This window comes from Paenibacillus sp. FSL H3-0302, assembly GCF_037982245.1.
GTDB classification, from domain to species: Bacteria; Bacillota; Bacilli; order Paenibacillales; family Paenibacillaceae; genus Paenibacillus_AQ; species Paenibacillus_AQ odorifer.
Genome location: NZ_CP150284.1, coordinates 4,238,060 through 4,262,970, shown reverse-complemented (window position 1 = coordinate 4,262,970; position 24,911 = coordinate 4,238,060). Strand labels below are relative to the sequence as shown.

The following is a 24,911-nucleotide window of genomic DNA, read 5'->3' as shown; positions in this document are numbered from 1 at the left end:
GTGAAGAATAAACCTTCTGAAATGCAGGTTAGTTTTACATGCCAATATTGCCAGCAGAAGATTGAAGTGGAATTTAAAGCAGAGCCAATATCTGTCGTCTGTTGCGATAATTGCAATAAGACCTTCACGGTAATGCGGCCCACTATAGCGGAGGAAATATTAATAGATTGGGAAAATGAAGCGTTATTTCAAAAAATCCGGGCTGAAAAGTCGCAAAACAGCAATAGCAGTCTCTTAGCGCTTGTAATTAGAGTTATTGAACTGCTTACATGGCGTGACAAAGGCAATGGACAGGTGGAAGCGATCAAGGAGATGCGTGGCTGGCTCATTGACAATGAGGAGGCGCCTCCTTTAGCTGAACTGATTCAGAGTGATGTTAATAAACGTTCGAGTAAGCGGCGCGACTGGGAAAAGTAACATTAACAATAAAGAGGTATTCCGTCATCGCCTCATGACATAGAATGATACGTATAATTTCGTGAGAAATTAGGCGGAAAAGTCCTCGGGGCTCCGAATTTCCTAGGGTTTATGGGTAGTCGGAGCTTTTTTCATACATACTGTCATTAGAATAGGAACAAAAGGAGGGTGCACATGGCTAAGGTTTTTTTCACATCAGATCATCATTTTGGGCATAAGTTGATCATTGATTTTGAATCCAGACCCTTCAACGATGTAGAGCAAATGAATGAAGTTATGATTGAAAGTTGGAATTCGGTAGTGAATCCGGACGACAAAGTATTTCATTTGGGAGACTTTTCTTTTCTGAATAAGGAGGCAACTCGTGCGATTGTGGCCAGACTGCATGGATACAAAATCCTGATCCTTGGCAATCATGATCGCGGCCGCAGCCGAAGTTGGTGGCTTGAGGCAGGTTTTGATGAGGTTAGTGAATATCCTTTGATTTATAAGGATTTCTTTTTCCTCTCACATGAGCCTATGTACATGAATAAACATATGCCTTACGTAAATGTGCACGGCCATATTCATGGGCAAAAATATGAGGGGAACAATCATTTTAACATTTGTGTAGAGCATTGGAACTATAAACCGTTGACTTTTGAGCAGATTAGGGACTCGGTCGTAGTTAAAGAAGGGGATTGATGTAGGTCTTTAGAGATGTGCTTTCGCTTTTATGTAAAACTTGAATTTCTTATTCTAAAGATAAATTGCTCACAGATTGCGTTAGGACACAACTTCTATAATGTACTTAACAGCTAATATATATTTGGAAAATAAGGAAGCACCTTTTTTCTTGAAGCTATGACACCCCAAATTAGGGTGTAATTCAGGAGATGAGGTGTTTTTATTATGTATGGGAAAATGTTTAGCGCGTGTCTGTATGGGATTGAAGGGGTAATGATCGGTGTGGAAATCGATCTTGCAAATGGACTGCCGCAGACGAATATCATTGGCTTACCAGATTCAGCGATTCGCGAGGCTGTTGAGCGAGTTAGGGCTGCCGTTAAAAATTGCGGTTACCGCTATCCACAGCAGCGTATTACGATCAATCTTGCTCCAGCTGACCTGCGTAAAGAAGGTTCCGCTTTTGATCTAGCGATTGCTTTAGGGATACTGATAACTAGTGGCCAGTTGATTATGCCTTCAGCTCAAGAGATGCTTTTGATTGGAGAGCTTGCGCTCGACGGCAGTCTGCGTCCGGTTTCGGGTGTGCTGCCGATGGTTGAAGCAGCGCGTAAAAGCGGGTTTAAAGCCGTTCTGCTCCCGCAAGGCAATGCGGCAGAAGCCGCTTTAATCAGTGGCATGAATGTTTATACCATCGACCATTTGCAAACGTTAGCGAATGCTGCTGAATCTGTGGCTAGCTTTGGTCCGATTATAGATAAGCTAGTTCCTCTTGAAGAATCTGAAGGATCACCACTTCCTTTTCCTGTATCCGTGAGTATGGGGACGGGGGCAAAAGAACAACCTCCGGTGCTTGTTCTTTCTGTAGAGCATCTCAAATATAACCCTAAATATTCTGATTCTGAGGCTGCTTCTTCCGAAGCGAATGAAATAATGGATGATTACAGTGATGTGCTTGGACAGCAACATGTGAAAAGAGCACTAACTATCGCGGCTGCAGGGATGCATAATATTATGCTCATCGGCCCACCTGGCACAGGCAAAACGATGCTGATCAAACGCCTTCCCAGTATCCTTCCGCAATTGTCGGACAGTGAGGCACTTGAGGTAACCAAAATTTTTAGTGCGGCTGGAAAATTGAAGGATGCACACAACGGTTTGCTGCGAAGTCGTCCATTTCGTTCTCCACACCACACGATATCTTCTGCCGGATTAATTGGAGGGGGCGGTATTCCCAAGCCAGGTGAGGTAAGTCTTGCGCATCGAGGTATTCTGTTTCTGGATGAATTGCCTGAATTCTCCCGGAATGTGCTTGAAGTGCTGCGACAGCCACTCGAAGATGGGGTGGTTACTATAAGTCGTGCCCGGGCTTCCTTTACTTTTCCTGCCAAATTCATGCTCGCTGCATCGATGAATCCGTGCAGCTGCGGCTTTTTTGGAAGCGGTATCTCCCAGCAAAATTGTACCTGTAGTCCATCAAGGATTGCCCAATATCGAGCCAAAATATCCGGTCCATTATTGGATCGGATCGACTTACAGGTTGATGTTCCCCGCCCGAAGGAATGGAATCGGCAGGGGCATGTTTTATCGTCAGCAGAGATGCGTGCGGAGGTGTTGGCTGCTCAGGCCATCCAAGCTAAACGTTACAAACGACTGGCGATTTCATGGAACAGCGAACTTTCCGGTGCTTCCCTTCGGAAATATGCAAGCCTAAACCGTGAGAGTGCTCAAATACTGTATGACATATTGGAGAATTTAGGTCTAAGCATGCGAGCGCATGATCGGATTATTAAGCTATCCCGTACCATAGCTGATCTGGAGGGTGCACAGGATATTTCTTCTGCACATCTCGCGGAAGCTGTGCAATACCGTAATCTGGATCGACAGGTATTAGCGGAGGAATAAAGATAAAAGAGCAGCGATTCCCGTTAATGAGAATCGCTGCTCTATACTATGGACCGGTAGTGACGAGCACCGCCGAACCATTATTATGCTCTGATGCTTATGGAACGGACCTAGAGGACGTTGTTTGCAAGTTTTTAGCCCTTGGAGCGTAGATTCGGACTCTGGAGACGCTATTCCTTCGATTGAGTGGTTTTCATTCCAATAGCTGCTATGAGGTCCGATAGCATCCCAAATATGGGATTAAGTTGCGTTTAAGATCAACTGTGTCCGTTAGCGACTTCGAATGTGAAATGCCACGTATTCAAACGAAGGTTAGATCGTTTAGCAAATTTCACATACATTTTTCTCTATAATTTCTTACAGTACATTCAGTTCTACTTCGATATTGCCACGAGTGGCACGGGAGTAAGGACATGCGCCATGGGCAGCTTCTACCAAAGATGCTGCGGTTTCTCTGTCAACGCCTTTAACCAGCACGTCAAGCTTAACCGCAATGCCGAATCCGCCATCTTCAACTTTACCAAAGCTTACAGTAGCCGTAACTTCACTGCCTTCAATCTTCACTTTTCCAAGACGAGCAACCATGTTTAGAGCACTGTCAAAACAAGCGGAGTAGCCAGCTGCGAATAATTGTTCAGGATTAGTGCCTTCACCACCGGCACCCCCCATTTCACGTGGTGTACTGATCGTAAGGTTGAGTTTAGGGCTTTCTGATTCTATATAACCGTTTCTTCCCCCAACGGCTTTAACTGTGGTTTCATACATCTTTTGTTGAATTGTCATCATAATAAATCTCTCCTATTCATTAATTAGTTTGTGTACAATCTAATTTATCACAATTAATATAAAAGTCAAATTAATTTTTTGCTATTATTATGATATATGAGGGAATTATGATAAAATAAAGAGATAAGGCGGGTGAATAAATATGAAAATGAGTGAAGAAGATATGCAGAAAATGACTACAACCCCAGAGCTGCTGATCGAGAATCAGCTCTGTTTTACCATTTATGCTTGCTCGCGTGAGATTACAAAGCTGTACCAACCGTATTTGGATAAGATTGGTTTAACTTACTCCCAATACTTAGTAATGCTTGTGTTATGGGAACGGCAGCAATGTACAGTAAAAGAGATTGGTGAGGCGTTATTTTTGGATTCAGGCACGCTGACTCCGCTATTGAAACGCTTGCAAGCTGCAGGCCTAATTATACGTGAACGCTCGATGCAGGATGAGCGAAAGGTATTAATCTCACTAACGAAACAAGGCTGGGCACTTCAAAGTGATGCCGTGTGTATTCCCGGCAAAATGATGGAAGAAACGACACTGACAAATAATGAATCCATAGAGCTACTTGATCAGTTTAAAGACTTACTGAATCGTGTTCACGAAGCTAATATCCAAGATAGTAAAAAGTAAGCGTAGTAAGGAGTCAATGCGATCGTTCGCATTCCGGCATCAAATCAAGCGAAAAAATGTGTACAAATCATGAATATATTTAAGGTAAGCGTTTTAAAAACATGTTACACTATTCTGGGTTCCTTTGTATGGCATATAGGTAAATATAAGCTTAGTCTTATAGATTTACACAATGTCTCTTGCAGAAATAATGCCATTCTTTTTACGAGTGGTAGATCATTTTCTGCTGGTTCCGGAATAGTGCTGCATGTATAACATCAGCCTATCCCTAACCCCGCGGCAATCAAAACGGAAAGCGAGATGACAACAGGCTGCCTGTTTAGTCACCACGCTACTTTAGGAGGCTACCGCTATGAATATCCACGAGTATCAGGGAAAAGAAGTGCTTAAGAAGTACGGTGTAGCCGTACCGAATGGAAAAGTAGCTTATACAGTGGAGGAAGCGGTAGAAGCCGCAGAGTCACTGAGCACACCGGTTGTTGTAGTTAAAGCTCAGATTCACGCAGGTGGACGCGGTAAAGCTGGAGGAGTAAAGGTTGCTAAGAATATCGATGAGGTGCGTAGTTACGCAACTGAGATTCTGGGCAAGACTCTAGTAACTCACCAGACTGGACCGGAGGGTAAGGTAGTAAAAAGACTGCTCATTGAAGAGGGTTGTCAAATTGTTAAGGAGTATTACATTGGTATCGTAGTTGACAGAGGTACTGGCCGAGTGGTCATGATGGCTTCTGAAGAAGGCGGTACTGAGATTGAAGAAGTAGCTGCAACACATCCGGAGAAAATTTTTAAAGAGATCATTGATCCGGCAGTGGGTTTGCAGACTTTCCAGGCGCGTAAGCTGGCTTACAGTATCTCTATTCCTAATGAGCTGGTAGGCAAAACTGTGAAATTCATGCAAGCGCTATATTTAGCTTTCGTGGATAAAGATTGCTCTATTGCCGAAATTAACCCATTGGTAGTGACTGCGGATGGGAATGTGATGGCACTGGATGCCAAACTGAATTTTGATTCCAACGCCTTGTTCCGTCATAAGGATATTCTAGAGCTGCGGGATTTGGATGAAGAGGATTTAAAGGAAATCGAAGCCTCGAAGTATGACCTTAGTTACATTGCACTTGATGGCAATATTGGGTGCATGGTAAACGGTGCAGGTCTCGCGATGGCGACTATGGATATTATTAAGTATTATGGGGGCGAACCCGCCAACTTCCTGGATGTAGGGGGCGGTGCAACGACCGAGAAGGTAACAGAAGCCTTTAAAATCATTTTATCCGATGAAAAAGTGAACGGAATTTTTGTTAACATTTTCGGTGGTATTATGCGCTGTGATGTTATCGCTAACGGTGTTGTAGAAGCGGCTAGTCAACTGGGTTTGACCAAACCGCTGGTTGTGCGTCTTGAGGGAACAAATGTTGGATTGGGCAAGCAGATTTTGGCCGGATCGGGACTGAATATTGTTGCTGCTGATTCTATGGCGGACGGTGCCCGTAAGATTGTGTCTCTTGTGCAATAATGGCCTGATTTAGGAAGCCAGTTATCGTATTTGACAATATAAGTAGGGATGTGACTTAAGGCATGAGCATTCTTGTAGATAAAAATACGAAAGTTATCACGCAGGGAATTACAGGATCAACGGGTTTGTTCCATACTAAAGGTGCGCTGGATTATGGAACACAGATGGTTGGAGGGGTAACACCGGGTAAAGGTGGAACATCTGTCAACATCACGCTTGAAAATGGCAGTGAGGTTAGCCTTCCGGTATTCGATACTGTTGTAGCTGCTAAGGCGGCTACAGGCGCAACCGCTAGTGTAATCTATGTACCGCCAGCATTTGCAGCAGACTCCATAATGGAAGCCGTGGACGCAGAACTCGACCTGGTGATTTGTATTACCGAAGGGATTCCAGTACTTGATATGGTAAAAGTGTCCCGTTATATGGAGGGGCGCTCTACTGTATTGATCGGACCTAACTGTCCGGGAGTTATCACTCCTGGTGAGTGCAAAATAGGAATTATGCCGGGTTATATTCATATGCCAGGGTACGTAGGTGTTGTCTCGCGCAGCGGAACTCTAACCTATGAGGCTGTTCATCAGCTGACCACGCGTGGAATCGGGCAATCTTCAGCTGTAGGTATTGGCGGAGACCCTGTTAAAGGCTCAGAGTTTATTGATATTCTGAAGCTTTTTAATGAGGATCCGGGTACAAAGGCAGTCATCATGATTGGTGAAATTGGCGGAACCGCAGAGGAAGAAGCAGCAGAGTGGATTCGTGAGCATATGACTAAGCCGGTAGTAGGGTTTATTGGCGGCGCTACTGCACCTCCTGGCAAACGTATGGGGCATGCGGGTGCTATTATTTCCGGAGGCAAAGGCACAGCGAGTGAGAAAATTGCCGTACTTGAATCGTGCGGAATCAAGGTTGCTCCTACACCTGCCGAAATGGGCTCAACGCTAGTAAGTGTGCTTGAAGAACGCGGTATTCTTAGCGCTTTTACAACGCATTAATTATTTTATTTACTTGAAGGAATTCACTCTACGCGAGTGGGCTTCTTTCGTGTATAATTATTTCAGAGGTAAGCAACCTTTTGTTCCTATCCAAGGGATAAAAGGTTGCTTTTTTTGTTTTTTTAACATAGAAAAATATTGAATTACAAGAAAATATTGCATTCCTCTAATTCATGTTACAAAATAGGGAAGGCTAACCCTTCCATTAAAGGAGAGTAAGCTTATATGGAAGAAAAAGATCTGCTGTTTGGTTTTAATGAAGTGGAGGGGATTGGCTGGAAGAGTATCGACAAGATTCGCAGAGCCGGCTTAATGTCAGAACGAGCATTTTCCTGTAGTGCAAAAGATTGGGAAACGATCGGATTGAACGGAAAGCTGTCGAATTATCTTGCTTCCATATATACATTAGAATGGATCACCAAAAGGCGCTTATTAATGGAAGAATGTGCAGTGAAGATGGTCACTGTGTTTGATGCGGCTTATCCTGTTTTGTTGAAGGAGACGGCACAGCCACCGTGGATCCTTTATTATCGAGGGCGTTTGGAACTGTTATCAACTCCTAGTGTGGCGATGGTTGGCACTCGTGTGCCAACAGCTTATGGACGAAAGGTAGGGGAGATTCTCGCGGAGGAGCTTAGTGCAGCAGGTCTAACGGTGGTTAGCGGACTTGCGAGGGGGATCGATAGCATTTGTCATGAAGCGGCGCTAAGAAGTGGTGGAGGGACCATAGCGGTAGTGGCAACAGGGTTGGACAAAGTCTATCCAACTGAGAATATTGAACTGGAGCGGCGTATCTCTCAGGATGGGCTTGTCATTACAGAGTATCCTCTTGGAACTAAAAGTCATCCTGGATTATTTCCACAGCGTAATCGGATCATAGCAGGTTTATCACGGGGGACAGTGGTAGTGGAGGCTGACAGTCGCAGTGGATCACTTATTACAGCCGATGCTGCCTTGGAAGCTGGAAGGGATGTCTTCGCAGTTCCCGGACCTATTACATCACCTAAGAGCAGAGGGGCGTTAGAGCTTATCAAACAGGGTGCAAAGCTGGTAACCAGTGGATTAGATATTATAGAAGAATACACTTCTTATTTGCCGACAAACGTAATAAAAACAGGGAATAATAGCACTACCGAACAGACAGCAGACGACTTTATGATTGAAAAGAAATTGACAAATGAGGAGTCTCACCTATACCATATACTGCATCAAGGCCCTTTTATATTGGACGATCTGCTTGTAAGAACAGGATGGGATTTTGGACATTTGCATTCAGTTCTGTTATCTTTAATCATAAAAAAAGCGGTAACACAATTACCAGGAGCTATTTATAAGGTAATTTAATATAGAGGTGCGAGTGTTAACGAGGAGGAAGAGTCTATGGCAGATGCATTAGTTATTGTCGAGTCGCCTGCAAAAGCGAAGACAATTGGCAAATATCTAGGTAGTAAATATATTGTAAAGGCATCAATGGGACATATTAGAGATCTACCGAAGAGTCAAATTGGTGTTGAGGTGGAGAATGATTTCAGTCCCAAATATATTACTATCCGCGGTAAGGGATCTATATTGAAGGAATTGAAAGACGCTAGTAAAAAAGTTAAAAAAGTTTATCTCGCAGCTGACCCCGACCGCGAAGGGGAAGCAATTGCTTGGCATTTGGCGCATGCGCTGGATTTAGATAATACACAAGAATGCAGAGTTGTTTTTAATGAGATCACCAAACAAGCGGTAAAAGATGCTTTTAAGACACCGCGTAAGATTAATATGGATCTCGTGAATGCACAGCAGGCTAGACGTATTCTGGATCGACTGGTAGGGTACAAGATTAGCCCTCTATTATGGAAGAAAGTCAAAAAAGGTTTATCTGCTGGACGTGTACAATCCGTTGCCGTGAAGATCATTATGGATCGTGAGAATGAAATCTCCGCTTTTGTACCCACCGAATATTGGAGCATAACAGCGAAGCTTGGAATCCGGGATTCCGTCTTTGAAGCTAAGTTTCATAAGCTGAATGGTGTGAAAAAAGAACTGAACCAGGAAAGTGATGTTCAGGAAGTTCTTGAAGCCATTAAGAACGCATCTTTTAAGGTGAGTGATGTGAAGGAGAAGGAAAGACAACGTCATCCTTCGGCTCCTTTTACCACCAGCTCCCTACAACAGGAAGCAGCCCGTAAGCTTGGATTCCGTGCCGCTAAGACAATGTCTGTTGCACAGCAGCTATACGAAGGTGTGGAACTCGGTAAAGAAGGTACCGTAGGTTTGATCACTTATATGCGTACTGACTCCACGCGTCTCTCTGTCACCGCTCAGGATGAAGCTAAAGAGCTTATAACAGCTAAGTATGGTGAGAAGTTCTTGCCAGAATCCCCACGGCAGTATTCTAAAAAGGCAGCTGGAGCACAGGAAGCGCATGAAGCGATTCGTCCTACTTCGGCATTACGCGAACCTGAAATGGTCAAAGAGTTCTTGAGCCGTGATCAATTCCGTCTCTACAAGCTAGTGTGGGAGCGGTTCGTATCAAGTCAGATGTCTTCTGCCCTGCTGGATACGCTTTCGGTCGATATTGCTGCAGGTACTGCTACATTCAGAGCTGTTGGTTCGAAGGTTTCATTCCCCGGGTTCATGAAGGTTTACGTAGAAGGCAACGATGACGGAACTACAGATGAAGACAAGTATTTGCCGCCGCTTCAAGCGGGAGATGCTTTAAATAAGCAGGAGATCGAGCCTAAGCAACACTTTACACAACCGCCTCCACGATATACGGAAGCAAGACTTGTAAAGACGCTTGAGGAGCTGGGTATAGGTCGTCCAAGTACATATGCCCCAACGCTGGAAACCATCCAGAAGCGTGGTTATGTGGCTATTGAAGAGAAAAAATTCATGCCAACCGAACTTGGCGAGCTTGTTATAGAGCAGATGGAGCAATTTTTCCCGGAAATCCTAAACGTTGAATTCACCGCGAACATGGAAGGGGATCTTGACCATGTGGAAGAGGGCTCAGAAGACTGGGTAAAGGTTCTTGCAGAGTTTTACGAATCGTTTGAGAAGCGTTTGGTATTCGCGGAAGAAGAGATGAAAGAAATTGAGATTGAAGATGAAGTCTCTGATGAGATCTGTGAGAAATGCGGCAAACCTCTTGTGTATAAGCTGGGTCGCTTTGGGAAATTCCTAGCATGCTCTGGCTTTCCGGATTGCCGAAACACGAAACCGATTATCAAGGATATTGGCGTAACTTGCCCTAAATGTCATGAAGGTAAGGTTGTGGAGCGACGCAGCAAAAAAGGGCGAGTTTTCTATGGCTGCGACCAGTACCCTGGTTGTGATTTCGTTTCATGGGATAGACCTTCTATAAAACCATGTCCATCATGTGGATCTTGGATGATTGAGAAACGTAATAAGCAAGGAACCAAGCTACAATGTACATCTTGTGATCATACAGAGGCGGTTCTAGACAACGAAGAAGAATTAGCAGATTAATAGTCTCTATGGGAGGAAAAAAGACAGTGTCAGATACAGCAAAAGTAACAGTAATTGGAGCGGGTCTCGCAGGAAGCGAAGCCGCTTGGCAAATAGCATCACTAGGAGTTCCGGTAAGATTATATGAGATGAGACCCGTAGTAAAGACACCAGCCCATCACACGAATCAATTTGCTGAACTGGTATGCAGCAACTCCTTGCGTGCGAATGGATTAGGAAATGCTGTAGGTGTATTGAAGGAAGAAATGCGGCGTTTGAACTCTCTTGTATTAGGTGCTGCTGACCGACACGCGGTACCCGCAGGAGGAGCACTCGCCGTAGATCGTGACGGATTCTCAGGTGAGATCACCCATACTTTGCATAATCATCCGCTCGTTGAAGTCATAAATGAAGAACTTACGCATATACCGGAGGAAGGGATTGTTGTTATTGCAACGGGCCCACTAACTTCACCGGCATTATCTGCTGAAATAAAAGGGCTGCTGGGTGAAGAGTATTTCTACTTCTATGATGCAGCAGCACCGATTGTTGAGAAAGACACCATTGATATGAACAAGGTGTATTTGGCTTCCCGTTATGATAAGGGAGAAGCGGCTTATCTGAATTGTCCGATGACAGAAGAGGAGTTCGACGTGTTTTATGATGCGTTGATTTCTGCTGAGACAGCAGCACTCAAGGATTTTGAGAAAGAGATATACTTTGAGGGCTGTATGCCTATTGAAATCATGATGAAACGCGGCAAGCAAACAGCGTTATTTGGCCCAATGAAGCCAGTAGGACTTATCAATCCGCATACAGGTAAACTTCCTTACGCGGTTGTGCAACTCCGTCAGGATAACGCTGCCGGCACACTTTACAATCTTGTTGGTTTTCAGACCCATTTGAAATGGGGCGAGCAGAAGCGTGTATTCTCGCTGATCCCTGGTCTTGAGAATGCTGAATATGTTCGTTATGGTGTGATGCACAGAAATACATTTATTAATTCTCCTAAGCTTCTGCACCCAACCTATCAGATGAAAGGCAAGGAAAGACTCTTTTTTGCTGGACAGATGACAGGTGTAGAAGGTTATGTGGAATCAGCTGCTTCCGGGCTCATTGCTGGCATTAATGCTGCACGGGCAGCACTCGGACAGGAAGGACTGATCTTCCCGCAGGATACTGTTCTAGGCAGCATGCCAGCTTATATTACTTCTGCCGATCCAGAGCATTTTCAGCCTATGAATGCCAATTTCGGTTTGTTGCCGAAGGTAGAGAAGAAGATCCGCAATAAGAAGGAAAAGAATGAAATGTTAGCTCATCGCGCTCTGGACAGTCTTGCCGAGTATGCCAACCGTACAGGACTCGCTTATTCGGAGCCGGAGGTTGTCGATAGCGAACAAAGCCCATCTTAAGGAGGTAACTTACAATCATGGTACCCAGCTTTCATGCGACTACAATTTGTGCTGTAAGACATAACGGACAGGCAGCTATAGCAGGTGATGGACAGGTTACATTCGGAGAGAGTGTTATTATGAAGACGACGGCCAGAAAAGTCCGTCGCCTGTACAGAGGACAAGTAATAGCAGGCTTTGCGGGGTCCGTTGCGGATGCTATTACCCTATTCGAAAAATTCGAGGGCAAGCTGGAGGAGCATCATGGGAACCTGCAGCGGGCTGCAGTTGAATTAGCGAAGGACTGGCGTCAAGATCGTATTCTTCGGAAGCTTGAAGCTTTGATGATTGTTATGGATAAGGAAGGAATGCTCCTGATCTCCGGAAATGGTGAAATTATCGAACCGGATGATGACGTTCTTGCGATTGGTTCCGGTGGTAATTTTGCGCTGGCTTCAGGTCGAGCACTCAAACGTCATGCACCCAATCTCTCCGCTGCGGATATTGCTAGAGAATCGCTTCAGGTAGCATCTGAAATTTGTGTGTACACTAATTCCAACATTATTGTTGAACAATTATAGACTCAGTGCCATAGAGACAAGGAGGAATTCACGATGGTGAATCAATCGCTTACACCCCGTCAAATTGTAGCCGAATTGGATAAATATATCGTAGGTCAGAAGCAAGCCAAGAAATCGGTAGCCGTTGCGCTTCGTAACCGGTATCGGCGCAGTCTGCTAGCAGAGGAACTGCGTGATGAAGTCGTTCCTAAGAACATCTTGATGATCGGACCTACAGGTGTGGGAAAGACAGAAATCGCCCGGCGTCTAGCAAAGCTTGTTAATGCACCGTTCATCAAAGTGGAGGCCACTAAATTTACTGAAGTCGGTTATGTAGGTCGAGATGTGGAATCTATGGTTCGTGATCTGGTAGAGACTTCTATTCGTATGGTGAAGCTTGAGCGTACGGAGAAGGTTAAGGATCGTGCGGAAGAACTGGCTAATGAGCGGATTGTTTCTATATTGGTCCCTTCCTCTTCCAAAAATAAATCACAAAAGAATCCTTTCGAGATGATTTTTGGAGGGAATTCTGCCCAAGAGGACTCTAAAGAAGACGCTGAGCAGGATGGAAGCCTAAGTGAACGCCGCCGTGGGGTTAGATTTAAGCTGTTAGCTGGTCAGCTGGAAGATGACATCATTGAAATTGATGTTGAGGATACAGCTCCAACTATGATGGATATGTTTGCAGGTCAAGGAAATGACCAGATGGGTATGAATATGCAAGAGATGTTCGGCAGTTTGCTGCCTAAGCGGACGAAGAAACGTAAGCTTCCTATTCGCGAAGCGCGCAAGGTACTCATTCAGGATGAGGCGGCCAAGCTGATAGATATGGATGATGTGATCCAGGAATCCGTGACTCGGGCTGAACAATCAGGCATTATTTTTATTGATGAAATCGATAAAGTAGCAAGTCAGGGAAAAGGGTCTGGACCGGATGTGTCGCGTGAAGGCGTGCAACGGGATATTTTGCCGATTGTAGAGGGCTCGACCATTATGACGAAATACGGTCCTGTGAAGACTGACTATGTACTCTTTATGGCTGCCGGAGCTTTCCATATTGCTAAGCCTTCAGATTTGATTCCAGAACTTCAAGGTCGTTTTCCGATTCGCGTAGAGCTGAGTAGTCTAACGTTAGAGGATTTCGTTTCTATTTTGACGGAACCAGAGAATGCTTTAACTAAACAATATGTGAATCTGCTTAAAACAGAAAATTTAGAAGTGGAATTCCAGAAGGATGCTATACATGAGATCGCCAAAATAGCGGCTTCAGTGAATCAAAATATGGAGAATATAGGTGCACGGCGTCTTCATACTATTTTGGAGAAGCTGTTAGAGGATCTTTCTTTTGAAGCACCTGAGCTGACTTTAGAAAAAATGGTTATTACCCCGGAGTATGTGCGCGAGAAATTGGCAAGTATAGCTCAGGATCGTGATTTAAGTCAGTATATTCTTTAAAGCGACAAAAAAACAAAAAATCTATGTATTTTGAATTTGGGCATAACGGATTAGATAAATTACAAATTGGTGTCGTGAAAACGTAAAATTATGTCAAAACATGCAATTAAAAAGAAAAAAATGAGTTGAAAATGTAAATAAATAGTAATAAAGTGCTAAAAGCCCTGTCTTTTCTAAAAAGATAGGGCTTATTTCTTATTGTAATAATATACAAATTAAATGAAAATCAATGTATGTGAAAATGCTAAGTGTTATTCATTGCGACAGCGTTCGACGGAATACCGTAAATTTAGAGTATTTTTTTCTTTATTTGTCGAAAGCAAGCAGGTTTTTTGATGGAAGTTGTGGAATTCTTTTCATTATGATAGCTTTGAAAGGAGGAATTGTCTTGGGATTGCTGAATAGTGTCAGTTTTCAACGATTGCAGGGAGGCATTGATGCTGCCTATAAACGACAAAATGCTCTAGCAAATAATGTGGCTAATCAAGATACGCCCAATTTCAAACGTTCTGATGTTTCATTCGAAAGTATCCTGCAACAACAGGAAAGTGGAATCCAATCTACACTTAGAGCGAAAGTTTCGGATACCCGGCATTATCAATTTGGCAGCAACACAATTGTTCCCGCTGCTGTTGAAAATACTGATGAAACTACCTCTATGAACAATAACGACAACAATGTGGATGTAGATCGCGAAATGGCGTTAAGCGCAGAGAATCAGCTTAGGTATAGTTCTTATGTTGAACAGATTAACAGTCAGATTTCGATGATGCGAGCCGTAATTCAAGGAGGATAAGAGAGTATGAACTTTGGAAGTAGTTTTGGGATCAGCGCATCTGCATTAACGGCTCAACGGTTGCGGATGGATGTAATTTCTTCCAACGTAGCCAATGCTGAAACTACAAGAGCATCCGTGGTGGATGGCAAGGCTGTTCCTTACCGACGTAAGTTGGTTGTTTTGGAAACGAACGAAAGTAATAAATTCTCGAATATACTAAATTCGAAAATGAATAATAGCAATGAAGGGGTTAAGGTGCAGTCGATCATAGAAGACACTTCACCATTGAAGCCGGTATACAATCCGAGCCATCCCGATGCGGATGCTGAAGGATATGTCTATATGCCAAACGTAGACATTACCAAAGAAATGGTTGATATGTTATCTGCATCTCGCTCTTATGATGCCAATGTTACGATGCTTAATGCATCCAAAGCTATGGTAAGCAAGGCACTCGAAATTGGTAGATAAATGAATGTTAATTAACTTAAGGGGGGGAAACAGTTGATACAGAATATATCTAATGGGGTTCAGGCTGTACAGCAGCTTGCAATGAAACCGACATCTTCCGAAGTTTCATCCACTCCTGCTAATTCGATGGAGAGCTTTGGCTCTTATCTTGAGGATGCGCTCAATAAAGTGGCTGATCAGGAACAACAAGCTAAGGATATGAGTAATAAATTTGTATTGGGAGAAGTGAACATTGACGAAGTGATGATTTCTTCCCAACAGGCTCTACTGAGTTTACAGTTGACTACACAAGTCCGGAACAAAGTGATTGAAGCCTATCAAGAAATTATGAGAACTCAAATATAATAAATCCTAGCTTAGTTTCGGATGGGGTGACACTGTGAATGAAAGATTTGCCCAATATCGGGAGAAGGTTCTCTTGTATTGGAACAGATTTAGTGGTAAACAGAAGATTTTATTCTTTTCAACATTGTTTATCATTCTAATAATAATCGTAGTTATGACCATGCAGCTTTCAAAAACAGAATATGAAGTAGCATTTCAAGATTTGGACAGTACGGATTCGGCTGGAGTAATGAAAGCCTTAGATTCAGCAGGTGTTTCATACCGATTAAGTCAAGATGGAAAGAGTATTTCTGTACCAAGTACAGAAGCAGCTCGGGTCAAGGTGGATATCGGTTCTCAGGGGATTGTTCAAGGTGGCTCTATCGGATATAAAGTCTTTGACGAAAATTCGTCAATGATAGGTACAACAGATAGCGAGTTTAACGTGAAGTACAATAATGCATTAAACGGTGAAGTTGAACAGTTAATGAGACGTATGCAAGGGATTAAAGATGCAAAAGTGCTGATTAATTTGCCTAAAGAGACAGTTTTTGCCTCACAGGCTGATCAGGAGCAGGCGTCTGCATCCGTTGTGCTTTCATTTGATCCAGGATTTAGACCTACCCAAGACAATATTGACGGGTATTTCAATCTTGTGAAAACTGCTGTGCCTAATTTACCAATTGACAACATTACTATTGCAAATAATGAAATTGAATTAATGCCAACAGCTAAAGGTGGACAGGCTGGTGTCACAAACCAAGTTGAAGAAAACTTCGCTCTTCAGAAGAAATTCGAAGAAGAAGTAAAGAAAAATGTGAAACAATTCCTTAGCACTCTTACCGGTCCTGATAAAGTGGATGTTCTTGTGTTCTCAAAGTTGAACTTTGACAAGGAAAACCGGAAGGAAGATCTTGTTACCCCTGTGGATACAGAGAACATGAAGGGGATTGAGATCAGTTCACAAATAATTAGTAATTCGTATTCGGGTCAAGGTAACACGACTGGCGGAGTGGCTGGCACTGGTTCTCAAGATGTTACGGGCTATCCTTCTAATGCGGGTGCGGATACTTCTACCTCGGAGGAATCTTCGGAAACGAGGAACTTCGAAGTTAACCGAATTACTAAAGATGTTATTGCTAGTCCGTATACTGTTAAAGACTTAACCATAAATGTTGCAGTTGAACCACCTTCAGGAGAAAAAAGTTTAGATGATGCAACATCAGCTGCAATTCAAAATATTTTGGTGAATATTGTTCGCGCTTCTCTTGCAGATTCAGGTACTACATATACAGACGCTGATTTGACCAAAAAGGTTTCGGTCTACTCGCAACAATTTGGTGGCACCGATGCCAATACCGTTAAAGGTGGTCTCGCTTCTTGGATGATATGGGCTATCGGAGCAGCAGCATTGCTGGTTGGAGCAGGTGGAGGATATCTAATCTACCGGAGTCGTAAACAGACTGTGGAAGAGGAAGATGAAGACATTCCATTGCAGGTTCCTACTGAATTTCCTTCTATTAACTTGGAGAGCGTGACGAATGAAAGTCAAGTTCGTAAGCAATTGGAAAGTTTGGCCAAGAAGAAGCCAGACGAATTCGTAAATCTGCTGCGTACATGGCTTGCAGACGAACAGAGGTGAACTAATGGCAAAGGCTAGCCAGCAGGGACTTAGTGGCCGTCAAAAAGCTGCGATCCTGCTTATCACACTAGGGCCCGAGGTATCGGCGCAAATTTTCAAACATTTAAGAGACGAGGAGATTGAACAGCTGACTCTTGAAATTGCTAATGTTCGCAAAGTGGACAGCGGTGAAAAAGAGTCGATCATGTCTGAATTCCATCAGATATGCCTCGCCCAGGAATATATATCACAAGGCGGTATTAACTACGCTAAAGAAATTCTGGAGAAAGCGCTTGGGTCAACAAAAGCAATGGAGGTCATTAATCGTCTGACTGCAACATTGCAAGTAAGACCTTTCGATTTTGCACGAAAAGCGGATCCTAATCAGATTCTCAACTTTATCCAGAATGAAAATGTACAGACTATTGCACTTGTATTGTCTTATCTGCAATTTGAACAAGCTGCTGCAATCCTTTCCTCACTTCCTCAAGAGAAGCAGGCAGAGGTGGCGAGAAGAATTGCTGTGATGGACAGTACCTCTCCAGAAGTAATTACGCAAATTGAACGTGTGCTGGAGCAGAAGCTTTCCGCTACAGTAACCCAGGATTATACAAATGCTGGTGGTATCGAATCAATTGTACAAATCTTGAATGGGGTTGACCGGGGGACAGAACGTACGATTCTGGATTCTCTCGAAATTCAAGATCCAGAGCTTGCCGAAGAGATCAAAAAACGGATGTTCGTATTCGAAGATATTGTTAATGTGGACAATCGTTCAATACAGCGCATTGTTCGTGATATCGATAATGCGGATTTACAGCTTGCACTCAAGGTTGCCAGCGAAGAAGTACGGGATGTTATTTTCAGAAATATGTCCAAGCGTATGGCAGAAACGTTCCGAGAAGAAATGGAATACATGGGTCCTGTGCGGCTGCGTGATGTTGAAGAAGCACAGACTCGTATTGTAGGCACGATCCGCAGACTCGAAGAGTCTGGTGAAATTATCATCGCTCGTGGCGGAGGAGATGACATCATTGTCTAAGCTGATCAAACACTCCCAGTATGTTCCGGTTGATGTCTTTAAGAGACTGGAACAGGCCCGGCAATATGCGGGCCTAACTGAGGAGCCCGTTCCCGAGGAGACTTTAAGCGAGACTGACTATCATGATCCCGCACGTGAAGAGGCAGAAGAGACGCGTAAGCAAATGCTTAAGGACGCTCAGGATTTTGCTGAAGAGCAGGTTCGGAATGCATCTCTTGAAGCGGAACAGATTGTAGAGTCCTCGAAAGCGGAGGCTGAAGAGTGGTGGAAACAACGGCGTGAGCAGGATGAACATCTGATCGAAGCTATCAAAGCTGAAGCTCATCAGCAAGGTTATGAGGAAGGTGTTTCTCAGGCTGAGGAAGAGATGAAGCATAAGATCGCAGAGATGATGGAAGAAGCGCGTGCTGTTTTGACTGAGGCGTATAAAGCAAGAGAAGTGATTATTCAGGAAGCGGAGCCTTTTTTAGTAGAGTTAAGCTGTGATATTGCAGAGAAAATTGTGGACAAGCAGTTAACGGTAGAACCACAATTCGCAATGGACTTAATTCGCAAAAATCTGGCTCGTAAGCGAGAACAAGGTTTGATCTCACTTTGTGTATCCCCAGCGCAGTTCGCTTTTGTGAATGCTGCTCGGGAAGAATTATCACTAGCTGTTGATTCACAGGCTGAACTGCAAATCTTGCCCGACTCAACGGTAAAAGACCAAGGATGTGTTATCCGCTCTTCCTTTGGCAGCATTGATGCTCGAATCGACACTCAGCTCGCAGAGATCAAGAAAGAGCTGGTAAGAATTGCGCTGGACACCGATGAGCAGAGAAATGGGGAAGACGATGCTTAATAGCAACCGTTATAAGGAGCAACTTCGTAATCTCGATCCGGTGAGGATCAATGGGAAAGTGACGCAGGTAATCGGTCTAATGGTTGAATCGGAAGGTCCTGACGCAAGTATAGGTGATGTATGCTACATCTACCCTTCTAAAGGAAACAAACCGCTGCAAGCTGAGGTCGTTGGTTTCCGTGATAACAAGGTACTATTGATGCCACTTGGTGAACTGCAGGCGATTGGACCTGGTTGTGATGTAGTGGGCACTGGTAAGCCGCTTAGCGTGCAAGTAGGTTCTGAATTGTTAGGAAAAGTACTGGATGGTCTGGGGCAGCCGCTTGATGGCTCTCTCATTCCAGCACGAATGCCACATAGCTCTACCTTTAATATTCCTTCCAATCCACTTAATAGACCGCGGGTGCAGGAACCCATCAGTATTGGTGTGAGAGCGATTGACGGTTTGCTAACGATTGGCAAGGGACAGCGGGTCGGTATTTTTGCTGGCTCGGGGGTCGGCAAGAGTACTTTGATGGGGATGATTGCCCGGAATACATCGGCTGACGTAAATGTTATTGCTCTGATTGGTGAGCGTGGCAGAGAAGTATTGGATTTCATTGAACGGGATTTGGGACCAGAGGGCTTGCAGCGATCCGTAGTAATTGTTGCTACCTCAGACCAACCTGCATTGATTCGCATAAAAGGTGCGCTTATCGCTACAACGATTGCCGAGTATTTCCGCGATCGTGGCCTTAATGTAATGCTGATGATGGATTCGGTCACCCGTTATGCCATGGCCCAACGTGAAGTTGGACTTGCAGTTGGAGAGCCGCCAGCCATGCGGGGATATACACCTTCGGTGTTTGCCAGCTTACCCAAACTGCTGGAACGTGCCGGTACAGGTCCTACAGGCTCTATAACAGCCTTTTACACGGTACTGGTTGATGGTGATGACATGAACGAGCCAATCGCAGATGCAGTCCGAGGGATACTTGACGGACATATCGTACTCAATCGAAATATTGCTAACAAAGGACATTTTCCAGCAATAGATGTTCTTTCCAGCATAAGTCGAGTAATGAAGGATATTGCTCCAGAAGAACAGATTGCAGCAGCGGAGAATGTGAAGCGCCTTATGGCCGTTTACAAGGATTCAGAGGATTTGATTAATATTGGAGCTTATCAGAGAGGCTCTAATGCTCAAATCGACGAGTCGATGGAATTTATCGACAGTATATGGGATTTCACCAAACAAAAGGTGAATGAAAAAGTTACGCTGGCTGAAGTTCAACAGTCTTTAATTTCACAGTTCTCAAGGAGTTGATTCGGTATTATGAGGTTTCATTATACTTTTCAAAAAGTCGTTGACTTGAAGGGCAATGAGAAGACACAGGCAGAATGGATGCTCTCAAGCGCGCTTGGAGAATTGCAGGCACAGGAAAGAAGCCTGGATGAACTCATCTTTCAGCGGAGTGCTATCATGCTATCCTTACAAAATGCCGCAGAGCAAAAGACACCTATGATTAAGATTCGTGAAATGCAGGAGTATGTGGAATATCTGGATAAATGCATTGCCCGTAAGCATACGGACATTAGCCGTGCGCATCAAGAAGTCCAGAAGAAACAAGATCAGTTAAGCACTAAGGTTTTAGATGAAAAAGTATGGTTGAAGGCAAAAGACAAGGCTGAGACACTGTTTCAGCAAAGTATGATTTTACGGGAACAAAACGAACTGGATGAGATGGCAACCGTCCGCTTCGCGATGAAATCCCTCTAACCCGGGAGGTTTCCGCTAGTGGCTAATATTGATAATGATATGGAACTTGAAAATGAAGGGTCAGCGGGGAAATTTGAGCGGTTCTTATTCTTAATGATACCGATTATCTTCACGCTAGTACTGCTTGGAGTACTGTTGACGCTTTTTAATATGGACATTCGTAATAATGTGCTTGAAGTTGCGAATAAAATTCCTATCCTGGAAAAATGGGTTCCTGATCCGCCTGCAGATCCTTCTAAACCGAAGGAAGAAAGCAAAAAGCAGGAAGTGAGCTCAGCGACAACGATTAAGGAGCTTAAAGCTCAGCTCGCCCAGCAGGAAGAAAACCTGAAGAAGGTTACAGATGAAAAAACAGCCCAGGATACCAAGGTTCAGGCGCTAGAGTCACAGATTGAAGGTATGAAGAAGGAAGCTGAAACCGCAGAGGCAAGCACAGAAGAAACTGAAGATCCTTATCAGAAACAGGTTTCTGATTTGGCTAAGCTGTATGCGGGCATGAAAGCTTCGAAGGCTGCACCGATCATGGAGAATTTAACTACAGAAGAAATGGTACAGATCTTCAGTGTCATGAATAAAGCGAGTAAAACTGCAATTTTGGAAAAAATGGATCCGCAAAAGGCTGCAGATGTAACGATTAAGTTAAAAGAAACCACATCTTCGAGTGACATGGCGATCGCAGCCCTTCAATCTAGATTGAAGAAAGATGCCGGCACAACAGCAACAGCAACAACCAGTAAAAATTTGGATAAGGAAAAGTTGAATCAGACCTTCAGCTCAATGACTCCTGCTAATGCGGCATCGTTACTAGGAGAAATGTACAAGATTAGCCCTGATAAGGTCGTGACGATTATGAATACCGTTAGTGATAGTGTTCGTTCATCTATTTTGGGAGAAATGACTAAAAATGATAGCGCGCAAACTGCGAAAATTGTTAATCGTCTGATGGGTGCTAAATAGATAGGGAAAGGAGGTGAAAAATAAATGAGTTTAGTCGTTCAATCGCTTGTCAGTGCAAACACAACTGCAGTAAACGGGAGTTCATCGACTACAACTGGCACAACAACGACGGCTGCACCATTTGCTCAAACCCTGGTACAAACCATGGGAGGCAATACCAACACCTCGTCGACTCCAGCTGAACCCCTATTGGGAAATCTAGCTTCTTTGCTGCAAGGCCTGTTAAAGGAAGTGCAGCCGACTGGAGAAGAGCAAGCAGGGCAAGACACTCAGAAGGGTGAGCTCCTTGAAAAACTTGCTGCTGATGTTGAGAAGCTGGATGAAAGTATCAGTAGTGATCCAGCTCTGTTGGTAGCCTTGCAAGCTTGGATTCTTCAGGTATCTGCACTTCTATCTGGAAGCCATGCTCCAGAGAATGTTACTACTACAACGGAAGCAGAAGTGGCTGGAAGCTTGTCACCATTGGCACAGAATGCTGATACATTAAGATTTGCAGTTCAAGATGACTTGCAAAGTTTAGTTTCTATGATTCAAGAAGCTGCAGTAAGTGGCAATGAGGAAGTTGCAACTAAGGGAATCAGTTTATTGAATAATTTCACAGCGCTTTTAGAAGAGTCCTCCTCTAACACTAATAAGGGGAAGGGAAAGACCAGCAATGTGAGTATTAATTCTGATTCTTCCTTACAACAGCCCGTTATTACTGAAAGCAAAAATAACCCAACGGATAAAACAATTCAGAATGTGAGCAGTCGTTCCGGAGAAGCTGTTGTAGTGAAAAATGATACGGTTGTAAGCTCGCCTGTGACATCAGGAACTGTGCAAGAAGCTGAAGCAGAGACTGCGAACACACCGTTAATCAAGACAGGCGTAACCGGGGAAACGAAGACAACAGAATCTGCTCAAGATTCCCCGCTAGGAATTACAGCTAACGAAGGGGATCATGAGGTTGTTACTGCGGGGCAGTTATCTCTGCGCGGAGGAATTACAGCACCGCTGAAGGCTGAAGTGCCAGCAGCACCTGTTCCGGTTCAGCAATTTGCTCAAGAAATGACAGGTTTCATTACAGGCAAATTAGAGATTGTGCAAAAAGGTGGGATCGCTGAAGCGACTATATCCCTTTTTCCAGAAAATCTCGGACAAGTTGATGTTAAGATCACCATGCAAAATGGTCATTTAGTTGCCCAGTTCATGACTGAACATACCGGCGCTAAAGATATGCTGGAACAACAAATGAACCAGCTTCGCGCTGCATTGCAATCTCAAGGTCTTCAAGTGGAGAAGCTGGAAGTTACGCAAAATAATACCCCACTCAATTCGCAATGGGGGCAGGAAGGACGCCAACCTAATTCCGGAAGTGGACAGCAGGGTAGACGTTCCAAAGAAAGCAGAGAGGAAGCCAGTGATGCTGTTCTAGCCGCAGAGCTGAATGGTGAATGGAAGGACTGGGTTTCAAATGCGGGACAAGAAGATCAGTCCCAAGGTGGATCTTTTTCTGCTAAGGCTTAACTTTAATAACAAAGGAAAGAGAGGTGAGTGGTTATGGCGACAACAGTTCCGGTCTCTACTAAAGATCAGTGGAATTATACAACTCCCGACTCTAGTGCACGGACAACGGGTAATTCTACTTTAGGTAAGGATCAGTTTTTGAAGATTTTGATTACTCAGCTGCAAAATCAAGATCCGATGCAACCGATGGAAGATAAAGAATTTATTGCGCAAATGGCCCAGTTTACATCCGTGGAGCAATTGATGAATATCTCTACTCAGCTTAATGCTATGAATCAGTCCCTTGGATCTGTATCCGGGTTGATTGGTAAAGATATTACTTGGACAGACACCGCCACAAAGCTGCCTAAGACAGGTAATGTTGAATCTATCGTTGTTAGCAATGGTATTCAATATGCGGTTGTGGGAAAAGACAGAATTGCTTTAACCGATATTACACAAATTCAGAATGCCGCAGCAACACCAGAAAGCGGTTCTGGTACAGATAGTAATACTCCGGAGAATAGCGGAGGAAGCGGGGCGAGCATATGAGTGACAGGCTAACTATAGGCCAACTGTATCCTGCGTCCCTGCATTCTACAACGTTACAACGATCTTCGCTGCCTAAGCAGTCTGTGGCGGGGGAAGCTTCTTTTGAGAGTTTACTGCAACAGAAACTATTAAAATTCAGCAATCATGCTGCTAAGCGCCTAGAACAAAGAGGGATAGAGCTTGGAAGCGGTCAGTTGGATCAAATTTCATCTGCTGTGGACAAAGCTGCTGCTAAGGGAAGTAAAGAATCCTTGATATTAATGAAGGATTTGGCGTTTATCGTTAGCGTTCCTAATCGCACAGTAGTTACTGCTATGGATGGTAACTCGATCAAAGATAATGTATTTACACAAATCGATAGTGCAATAGTGATTTCATAATAGGCTGGTCCTAACGGAAAGCCGAGGCGGCCGCTGACCGACTGACGCGGTCCCAATTCACTTGGAAAGTTATTAGGACTCTATAATCTGGGAGGACATTAAACATGTTAAGATCAATGTATTCAGGGGTTTCAGGAATGAGAGGCTTTCAAACTAAGCTTGATGTAATCGGTAATAATATTGCTAACGTAAACACTATCGGGTTTAAATCCGGACGTGTTATGTTCAAGGATATTATGAGCCAAACCGTTTCTGGTGTTACTGCACCGGGTGAGGATGGTCAAGGTGGGGTAAATGCGAAACAAGTTGGACTAGGTGTTAGTATTGCTTCTATAGATACCCTACATTTGGCTGGCAGTGCTCAAACCACCAACAACCCAACAGATTTACGTATCGATGGAGATGGTTTTTTCCTGGTTAAGCTTACTGAGGATCAAGATACTGCATTTTTGACCCGCGCCGGAGATTTCCACATTGACGCTGCGCGTAATCTGGTTACCGCTGACGGACTTCATGTTTTAGATTCCGACGGTGGGATCATTCAATTAGGTGACGATGTAACGGCGTTTTCTATCTCTAATGATGGAACAATTGTTCAGACCATGGAAGATGGAACGACTGGAGCTGGGGTGAAGATTGGTGTAGCCAAGGTTACTAACCCATCTGGTCTGGAGAAAATCGGAGGCAATCTGTATCGTATGACACTTAATGCGAATGCAGAAGGCGAACTAGTTCCGACTACAGCGAACAATACAGAAGATGGCACCGGGGCAATCATCTCTGGACAGCTGGAAATGTCCAATGTGGATCTTACCAATGAATTTACAGAAATGATCGTATCACAGCGTGGATTCCAGGCGAATTCCCGTATCATCACAACTTCTGATGAAGTGCTGCAGGAAGTAGTAAACCTGAAGCGTTAATTT

Annotated in this window: 25 protein-coding genes; 24 read left to right on the top strand and 1 reads right to left on the bottom strand. The window is 44.0% G+C overall.

The window, feature by feature from the left end; genetic code table 11:
- From MHH50_RS18845 to MHH50_RS18835, 3 genes are all read left to right on the top strand, one after another.
- A complete protein-coding gene (locus MHH50_RS18845; protein ID WP_081383206.1) occupies nucleotides 1–417 on the top strand; it encodes a hypothetical protein in 417 nt (138 codons plus the stop codon).
- Nucleotides 418–591: 174 nt separating this feature from the next.
- Nucleotides 592–1,101: a metallophosphoesterase gene (locus MHH50_RS18840; protein ID WP_036688580.1), complete on the top strand. Its 510-nt coding sequence runs from the start codon at nucleotides 592–594 to the stop codon at nucleotides 1,099–1,101.
- A gap of 207 nt (nucleotides 1,102–1,308) precedes the next feature.
- Nucleotides 1,309–2,988, top strand: a complete 1,680-nt coding sequence (locus tag MHH50_RS18835) for a YifB family Mg chelatase-like AAA ATPase (RefSeq protein WP_340033270.1) — start codon at nucleotides 1,309–1,311, stop codon at nucleotides 2,986–2,988.
- Between the two features lie 357 nt (nucleotides 2,989–3,345).
- On the opposite strand, the gene MHH50_RS18830 is transcribed toward MHH50_RS18835, so the two are convergent.
- On the bottom strand, nucleotides 3,346–3,774 hold the full coding sequence (locus tag MHH50_RS18830; RefSeq protein WP_036688575.1) for an organic hydroperoxide resistance protein: 429 nt from the start codon (nucleotides 3,772–3,774) through the stop codon (nucleotides 3,346–3,348).
- Nucleotides 3,775–3,922: 148 nt separating this feature from the next.
- On the opposite strand from MHH50_RS18830, the gene MHH50_RS18825 reads away from it, so the two are divergent.
- The 21 genes from MHH50_RS18825 to flgG all read left to right on the top strand — a co-directional run bounded on the left by MHH50_RS18825 (nucleotide 3,923) and on the right by flgG (nucleotide 24,908).
- Complete coding sequence (locus tag MHH50_RS18825; RefSeq protein WP_232061396.1) at nucleotides 3,923–4,405, top strand: MarR family transcriptional regulator; 483 nt, start codon at nucleotides 3,923–3,925, stop codon at nucleotides 4,403–4,405.
- 352 nt (nucleotides 4,406–4,757) lie between these two features.
- Complete coding sequence (sucC, locus tag MHH50_RS18820) at nucleotides 4,758–5,918, top strand: ADP-forming succinate--CoA ligase subunit beta (RefSeq protein WP_038571984.1); 1,161 nt, start codon at nucleotides 4,758–4,760, stop codon at nucleotides 5,916–5,918.
- A 62-nt stretch (nucleotides 5,919–5,980) separates the two neighbouring features.
- Nucleotides 5,981–6,910, top strand: coding sequence for a succinate--CoA ligase subunit alpha (gene sucD, locus MHH50_RS18815; RefSeq protein ID WP_036688571.1), 930 nt, complete (start codon nucleotides 5,981–5,983; stop codon nucleotides 6,908–6,910).
- Nucleotides 6,911–7,135: 225 nt separating this feature from the next.
- The gene (gene dprA / locus MHH50_RS18810; RefSeq protein ID WP_340033269.1) at nucleotides 7,136–8,254 is read left to right on the top strand and encodes a DNA-processing protein DprA; all 1,119 of its coding nucleotides are present in this window, start codon (nucleotides 7,136–7,138) and stop codon (nucleotides 8,252–8,254) included.
- 36 nt (nucleotides 8,255–8,290) lie between these two features.
- Entirely contained in the window at nucleotides 8,291–10,390 is a 2,100-nt protein-coding gene (gene topA, locus MHH50_RS18805; RefSeq protein ID WP_036688567.1) for a type I DNA topoisomerase, read from the top strand.
- Nucleotides 10,391–10,398: 8 nt separating this feature from the next.
- Entirely contained in the window at nucleotides 10,399–11,781 is a 1,383-nt protein-coding gene (gene trmFO, locus MHH50_RS18800; protein ID WP_076100371.1) for an FADH(2)-oxidizing methylenetetrahydrofolate--tRNA-(uracil(54)-C(5))-methyltransferase TrmFO, read from the top strand.
- A 17-nt stretch (nucleotides 11,782–11,798) separates the two neighbouring features.
- Nucleotides 11,799–12,341 carry an ATP-dependent protease subunit HslV gene (gene hslV, locus MHH50_RS18795; protein ID WP_036688562.1) on the top strand — a complete coding sequence of 181 codons (543 nt, stop codon included), beginning with the start codon at nucleotides 11,799–11,801 and terminating at the stop codon, nucleotides 12,339–12,341.
- Between the two features lie 33 nt (nucleotides 12,342–12,374).
- Nucleotides 12,375–13,775: an ATP-dependent protease ATPase subunit HslU gene (gene hslU, locus MHH50_RS18790; RefSeq protein WP_036688559.1), complete on the top strand. Its 1,401-nt coding sequence runs from the start codon at nucleotides 12,375–12,377 to the stop codon at nucleotides 13,773–13,775.
- Between the two features lie 388 nt (nucleotides 13,776–14,163).
- Nucleotides 14,164–14,571, top strand: coding sequence for a flagellar basal body rod protein FlgB (flgB, locus tag MHH50_RS18785; protein WP_036688558.1), 408 nt, complete (start codon nucleotides 14,164–14,166; stop codon nucleotides 14,569–14,571).
- Between the two features lie 6 nt (nucleotides 14,572–14,577).
- A complete protein-coding gene (gene flgC / locus MHH50_RS18780) occupies nucleotides 14,578–15,024 on the top strand; it encodes a flagellar basal body rod protein FlgC (protein ID WP_036688555.1) in 447 nt (148 codons plus the stop codon).
- Nucleotides 15,025–15,057: 33 nt separating this feature from the next.
- On the top strand, nucleotides 15,058–15,369 hold the full coding sequence (fliE, locus tag MHH50_RS18775; RefSeq protein WP_036688553.1) for a flagellar hook-basal body complex protein FliE: 312 nt from the start codon (nucleotides 15,058–15,060) through the stop codon (nucleotides 15,367–15,369).
- Nucleotides 15,370–15,403: 34 nt separating this feature from the next.
- Nucleotides 15,404–16,990, top strand: a complete 1,587-nt coding sequence (gene fliF, locus MHH50_RS18770; RefSeq protein WP_076127802.1) for a flagellar basal-body MS-ring/collar protein FliF — start codon at nucleotides 15,404–15,406, stop codon at nucleotides 16,988–16,990.
- 4 nt (nucleotides 16,991–16,994) lie between these two features.
- Nucleotides 16,995–18,011, top strand: a complete 1,017-nt coding sequence (gene fliG, locus MHH50_RS18765; protein ID WP_036688550.1) for a flagellar motor switch protein FliG — start codon at nucleotides 16,995–16,997, stop codon at nucleotides 18,009–18,011.
- Nucleotides 18,004–18,852: a FliH/SctL family protein gene (locus MHH50_RS18760; protein WP_036688548.1), complete on the top strand. Its 849-nt coding sequence runs from the start codon at nucleotides 18,004–18,006 to the stop codon at nucleotides 18,850–18,852. The genes fliG and MHH50_RS18760 overlap by 8 nt, the downstream gene beginning before the upstream one ends.
- Complete coding sequence (fliI, locus tag MHH50_RS18755) at nucleotides 18,845–20,158, top strand: flagellar protein export ATPase FliI (RefSeq protein WP_036688546.1); 1,314 nt, start codon at nucleotides 18,845–18,847, stop codon at nucleotides 20,156–20,158. Before MHH50_RS18760 ends, fliI begins: the two co-directional genes overlap by 8 nt.
- A gap of 9 nt (nucleotides 20,159–20,167) precedes the next feature.
- Nucleotides 20,168–20,611: a flagellar export protein FliJ gene (gene fliJ, locus MHH50_RS18750; protein WP_036688544.1), complete on the top strand. Its 444-nt coding sequence runs from the start codon at nucleotides 20,168–20,170 to the stop codon at nucleotides 20,609–20,611.
- A gap of 39 nt (nucleotides 20,612–20,650) precedes the next feature.
- Nucleotides 20,651–21,568 (top strand): kinesin, encoded by a 918-nt coding sequence (locus MHH50_RS18745; RefSeq protein ID WP_076127908.1) that lies wholly within the window; start codon nucleotides 20,651–20,653, stop codon nucleotides 21,566–21,568.
- Between the two features lie 24 nt (nucleotides 21,569–21,592).
- Nucleotides 21,593–23,074 (top strand): flagellar hook-length control protein FliK, encoded by a 1,482-nt coding sequence (locus MHH50_RS18740; protein WP_340033268.1) that lies wholly within the window; start codon nucleotides 21,593–21,595, stop codon nucleotides 23,072–23,074.
- A gap of 33 nt (nucleotides 23,075–23,107) precedes the next feature.
- Nucleotides 23,108–23,605 (top strand): flagellar hook capping FlgD N-terminal domain-containing protein, encoded by a 498-nt coding sequence (locus MHH50_RS18735; RefSeq protein ID WP_036688543.1) that lies wholly within the window; start codon nucleotides 23,108–23,110, stop codon nucleotides 23,603–23,605.
- Nucleotides 23,602–23,985: a TIGR02530 family flagellar biosynthesis protein gene (locus MHH50_RS18730; protein WP_036688541.1), complete on the top strand. Its 384-nt coding sequence runs from the start codon at nucleotides 23,602–23,604 to the stop codon at nucleotides 23,983–23,985. Before MHH50_RS18735 ends, MHH50_RS18730 begins: the two co-directional genes overlap by 4 nt.
- 104 nt (nucleotides 23,986–24,089) lie before the next feature.
- On the top strand, nucleotides 24,090–24,908 hold the full coding sequence (gene flgG / locus MHH50_RS18725) for a flagellar basal body rod protein FlgG (protein ID WP_036688538.1): 819 nt from the start codon (nucleotides 24,090–24,092) through the stop codon (nucleotides 24,906–24,908).
- Nucleotides 24,909–24,911: the final 3 nt, after the last annotated feature.

What these genes read in the sequence shown, in the direction of transcription:
- fliJ (WP_036688544.1), top strand. Translation starts at nt 20,168, where the DNA reads ATGAGGTTTCATTATACTTTTCAAAAAGTCGTTGACTTGAAGGGCAAT.
- MHH50_RS18830 (WP_036688575.1), bottom strand. Translation starts at nt 3,774, where the DNA reads ATGATGACAATTCAACAAAAGATGTATGAAACCACAGTTAAAGCCGTT.
- fliG (WP_036688550.1), top strand. Translation starts at nt 16,995, where the DNA reads ATGGCAAAGGCTAGCCAGCAGGGACTTAGTGGCCGTCAAAAAGCTGCG.
- dprA (WP_340033269.1), top strand. Translation starts at nt 7,136, where the DNA reads ATGGAAGAAAAAGATCTGCTGTTTGGTTTTAATGAAGTGGAGGGGATT.
- hslV (WP_036688562.1), top strand. Translation starts at nt 11,799, where the DNA reads ATGGTACCCAGCTTTCATGCGACTACAATTTGTGCTGTAAGACATAAC.
- MHH50_RS18840 (WP_036688580.1), top strand. Translation starts at nt 592, where the DNA reads ATGGCTAAGGTTTTTTTCACATCAGATCATCATTTTGGGCATAAGTTG.
- MHH50_RS18735 (WP_036688543.1), top strand. Translation starts at nt 23,108, where the DNA reads ATGGCGACAACAGTTCCGGTCTCTACTAAAGATCAGTGGAATTATACA.
- MHH50_RS18730 (WP_036688541.1), top strand. Translation starts at nt 23,602, where the DNA reads ATGAGTGACAGGCTAACTATAGGCCAACTGTATCCTGCGTCCCTGCAT.
- sucD (WP_036688571.1), top strand. Translation starts at nt 5,981, where the DNA reads ATGAGCATTCTTGTAGATAAAAATACGAAAGTTATCACGCAGGGAATT.
- MHH50_RS18825 (WP_232061396.1), top strand. Translation starts at nt 3,923, where the DNA reads ATGAGTGAAGAAGATATGCAGAAAATGACTACAACCCCAGAGCTGCTG.
- trmFO (WP_076100371.1), top strand. Translation starts at nt 10,399, where the DNA reads ATGGGAGGAAAAAAGACAGTGTCAGATACAGCAAAAGTAACAGTAATT.
- topA (WP_036688567.1), top strand. Translation starts at nt 8,291, where the DNA reads ATGGCAGATGCATTAGTTATTGTCGAGTCGCCTGCAAAAGCGAAGACA.
- hslU (WP_036688559.1), top strand. Translation starts at nt 12,375, where the DNA reads ATGGTGAATCAATCGCTTACACCCCGTCAAATTGTAGCCGAATTGGAT.
- sucC (WP_038571984.1), top strand. Translation starts at nt 4,758, where the DNA reads ATGAATATCCACGAGTATCAGGGAAAAGAAGTGCTTAAGAAGTACGGT.
- flgG (WP_036688538.1), top strand. Translation starts at nt 24,090, where the DNA reads ATGTTAAGATCAATGTATTCAGGGGTTTCAGGAATGAGAGGCTTTCAA.
- MHH50_RS18745 (WP_076127908.1), top strand. Translation starts at nt 20,651, where the DNA reads ATGGAACTTGAAAATGAAGGGTCAGCGGGGAAATTTGAGCGGTTCTTA.
- MHH50_RS18740 (WP_340033268.1), top strand. Translation starts at nt 21,593, where the DNA reads ATGAGTTTAGTCGTTCAATCGCTTGTCAGTGCAAACACAACTGCAGTA.
- flgC (WP_036688555.1), top strand. Translation starts at nt 14,578, where the DNA reads ATGAACTTTGGAAGTAGTTTTGGGATCAGCGCATCTGCATTAACGGCT.
- MHH50_RS18835 (WP_340033270.1), top strand. Translation starts at nt 1,309, where the DNA reads ATGTATGGGAAAATGTTTAGCGCGTGTCTGTATGGGATTGAAGGGGTA.
- fliI (WP_036688546.1), top strand. Translation starts at nt 18,845, where the DNA reads ATGCTTAATAGCAACCGTTATAAGGAGCAACTTCGTAATCTCGATCCG.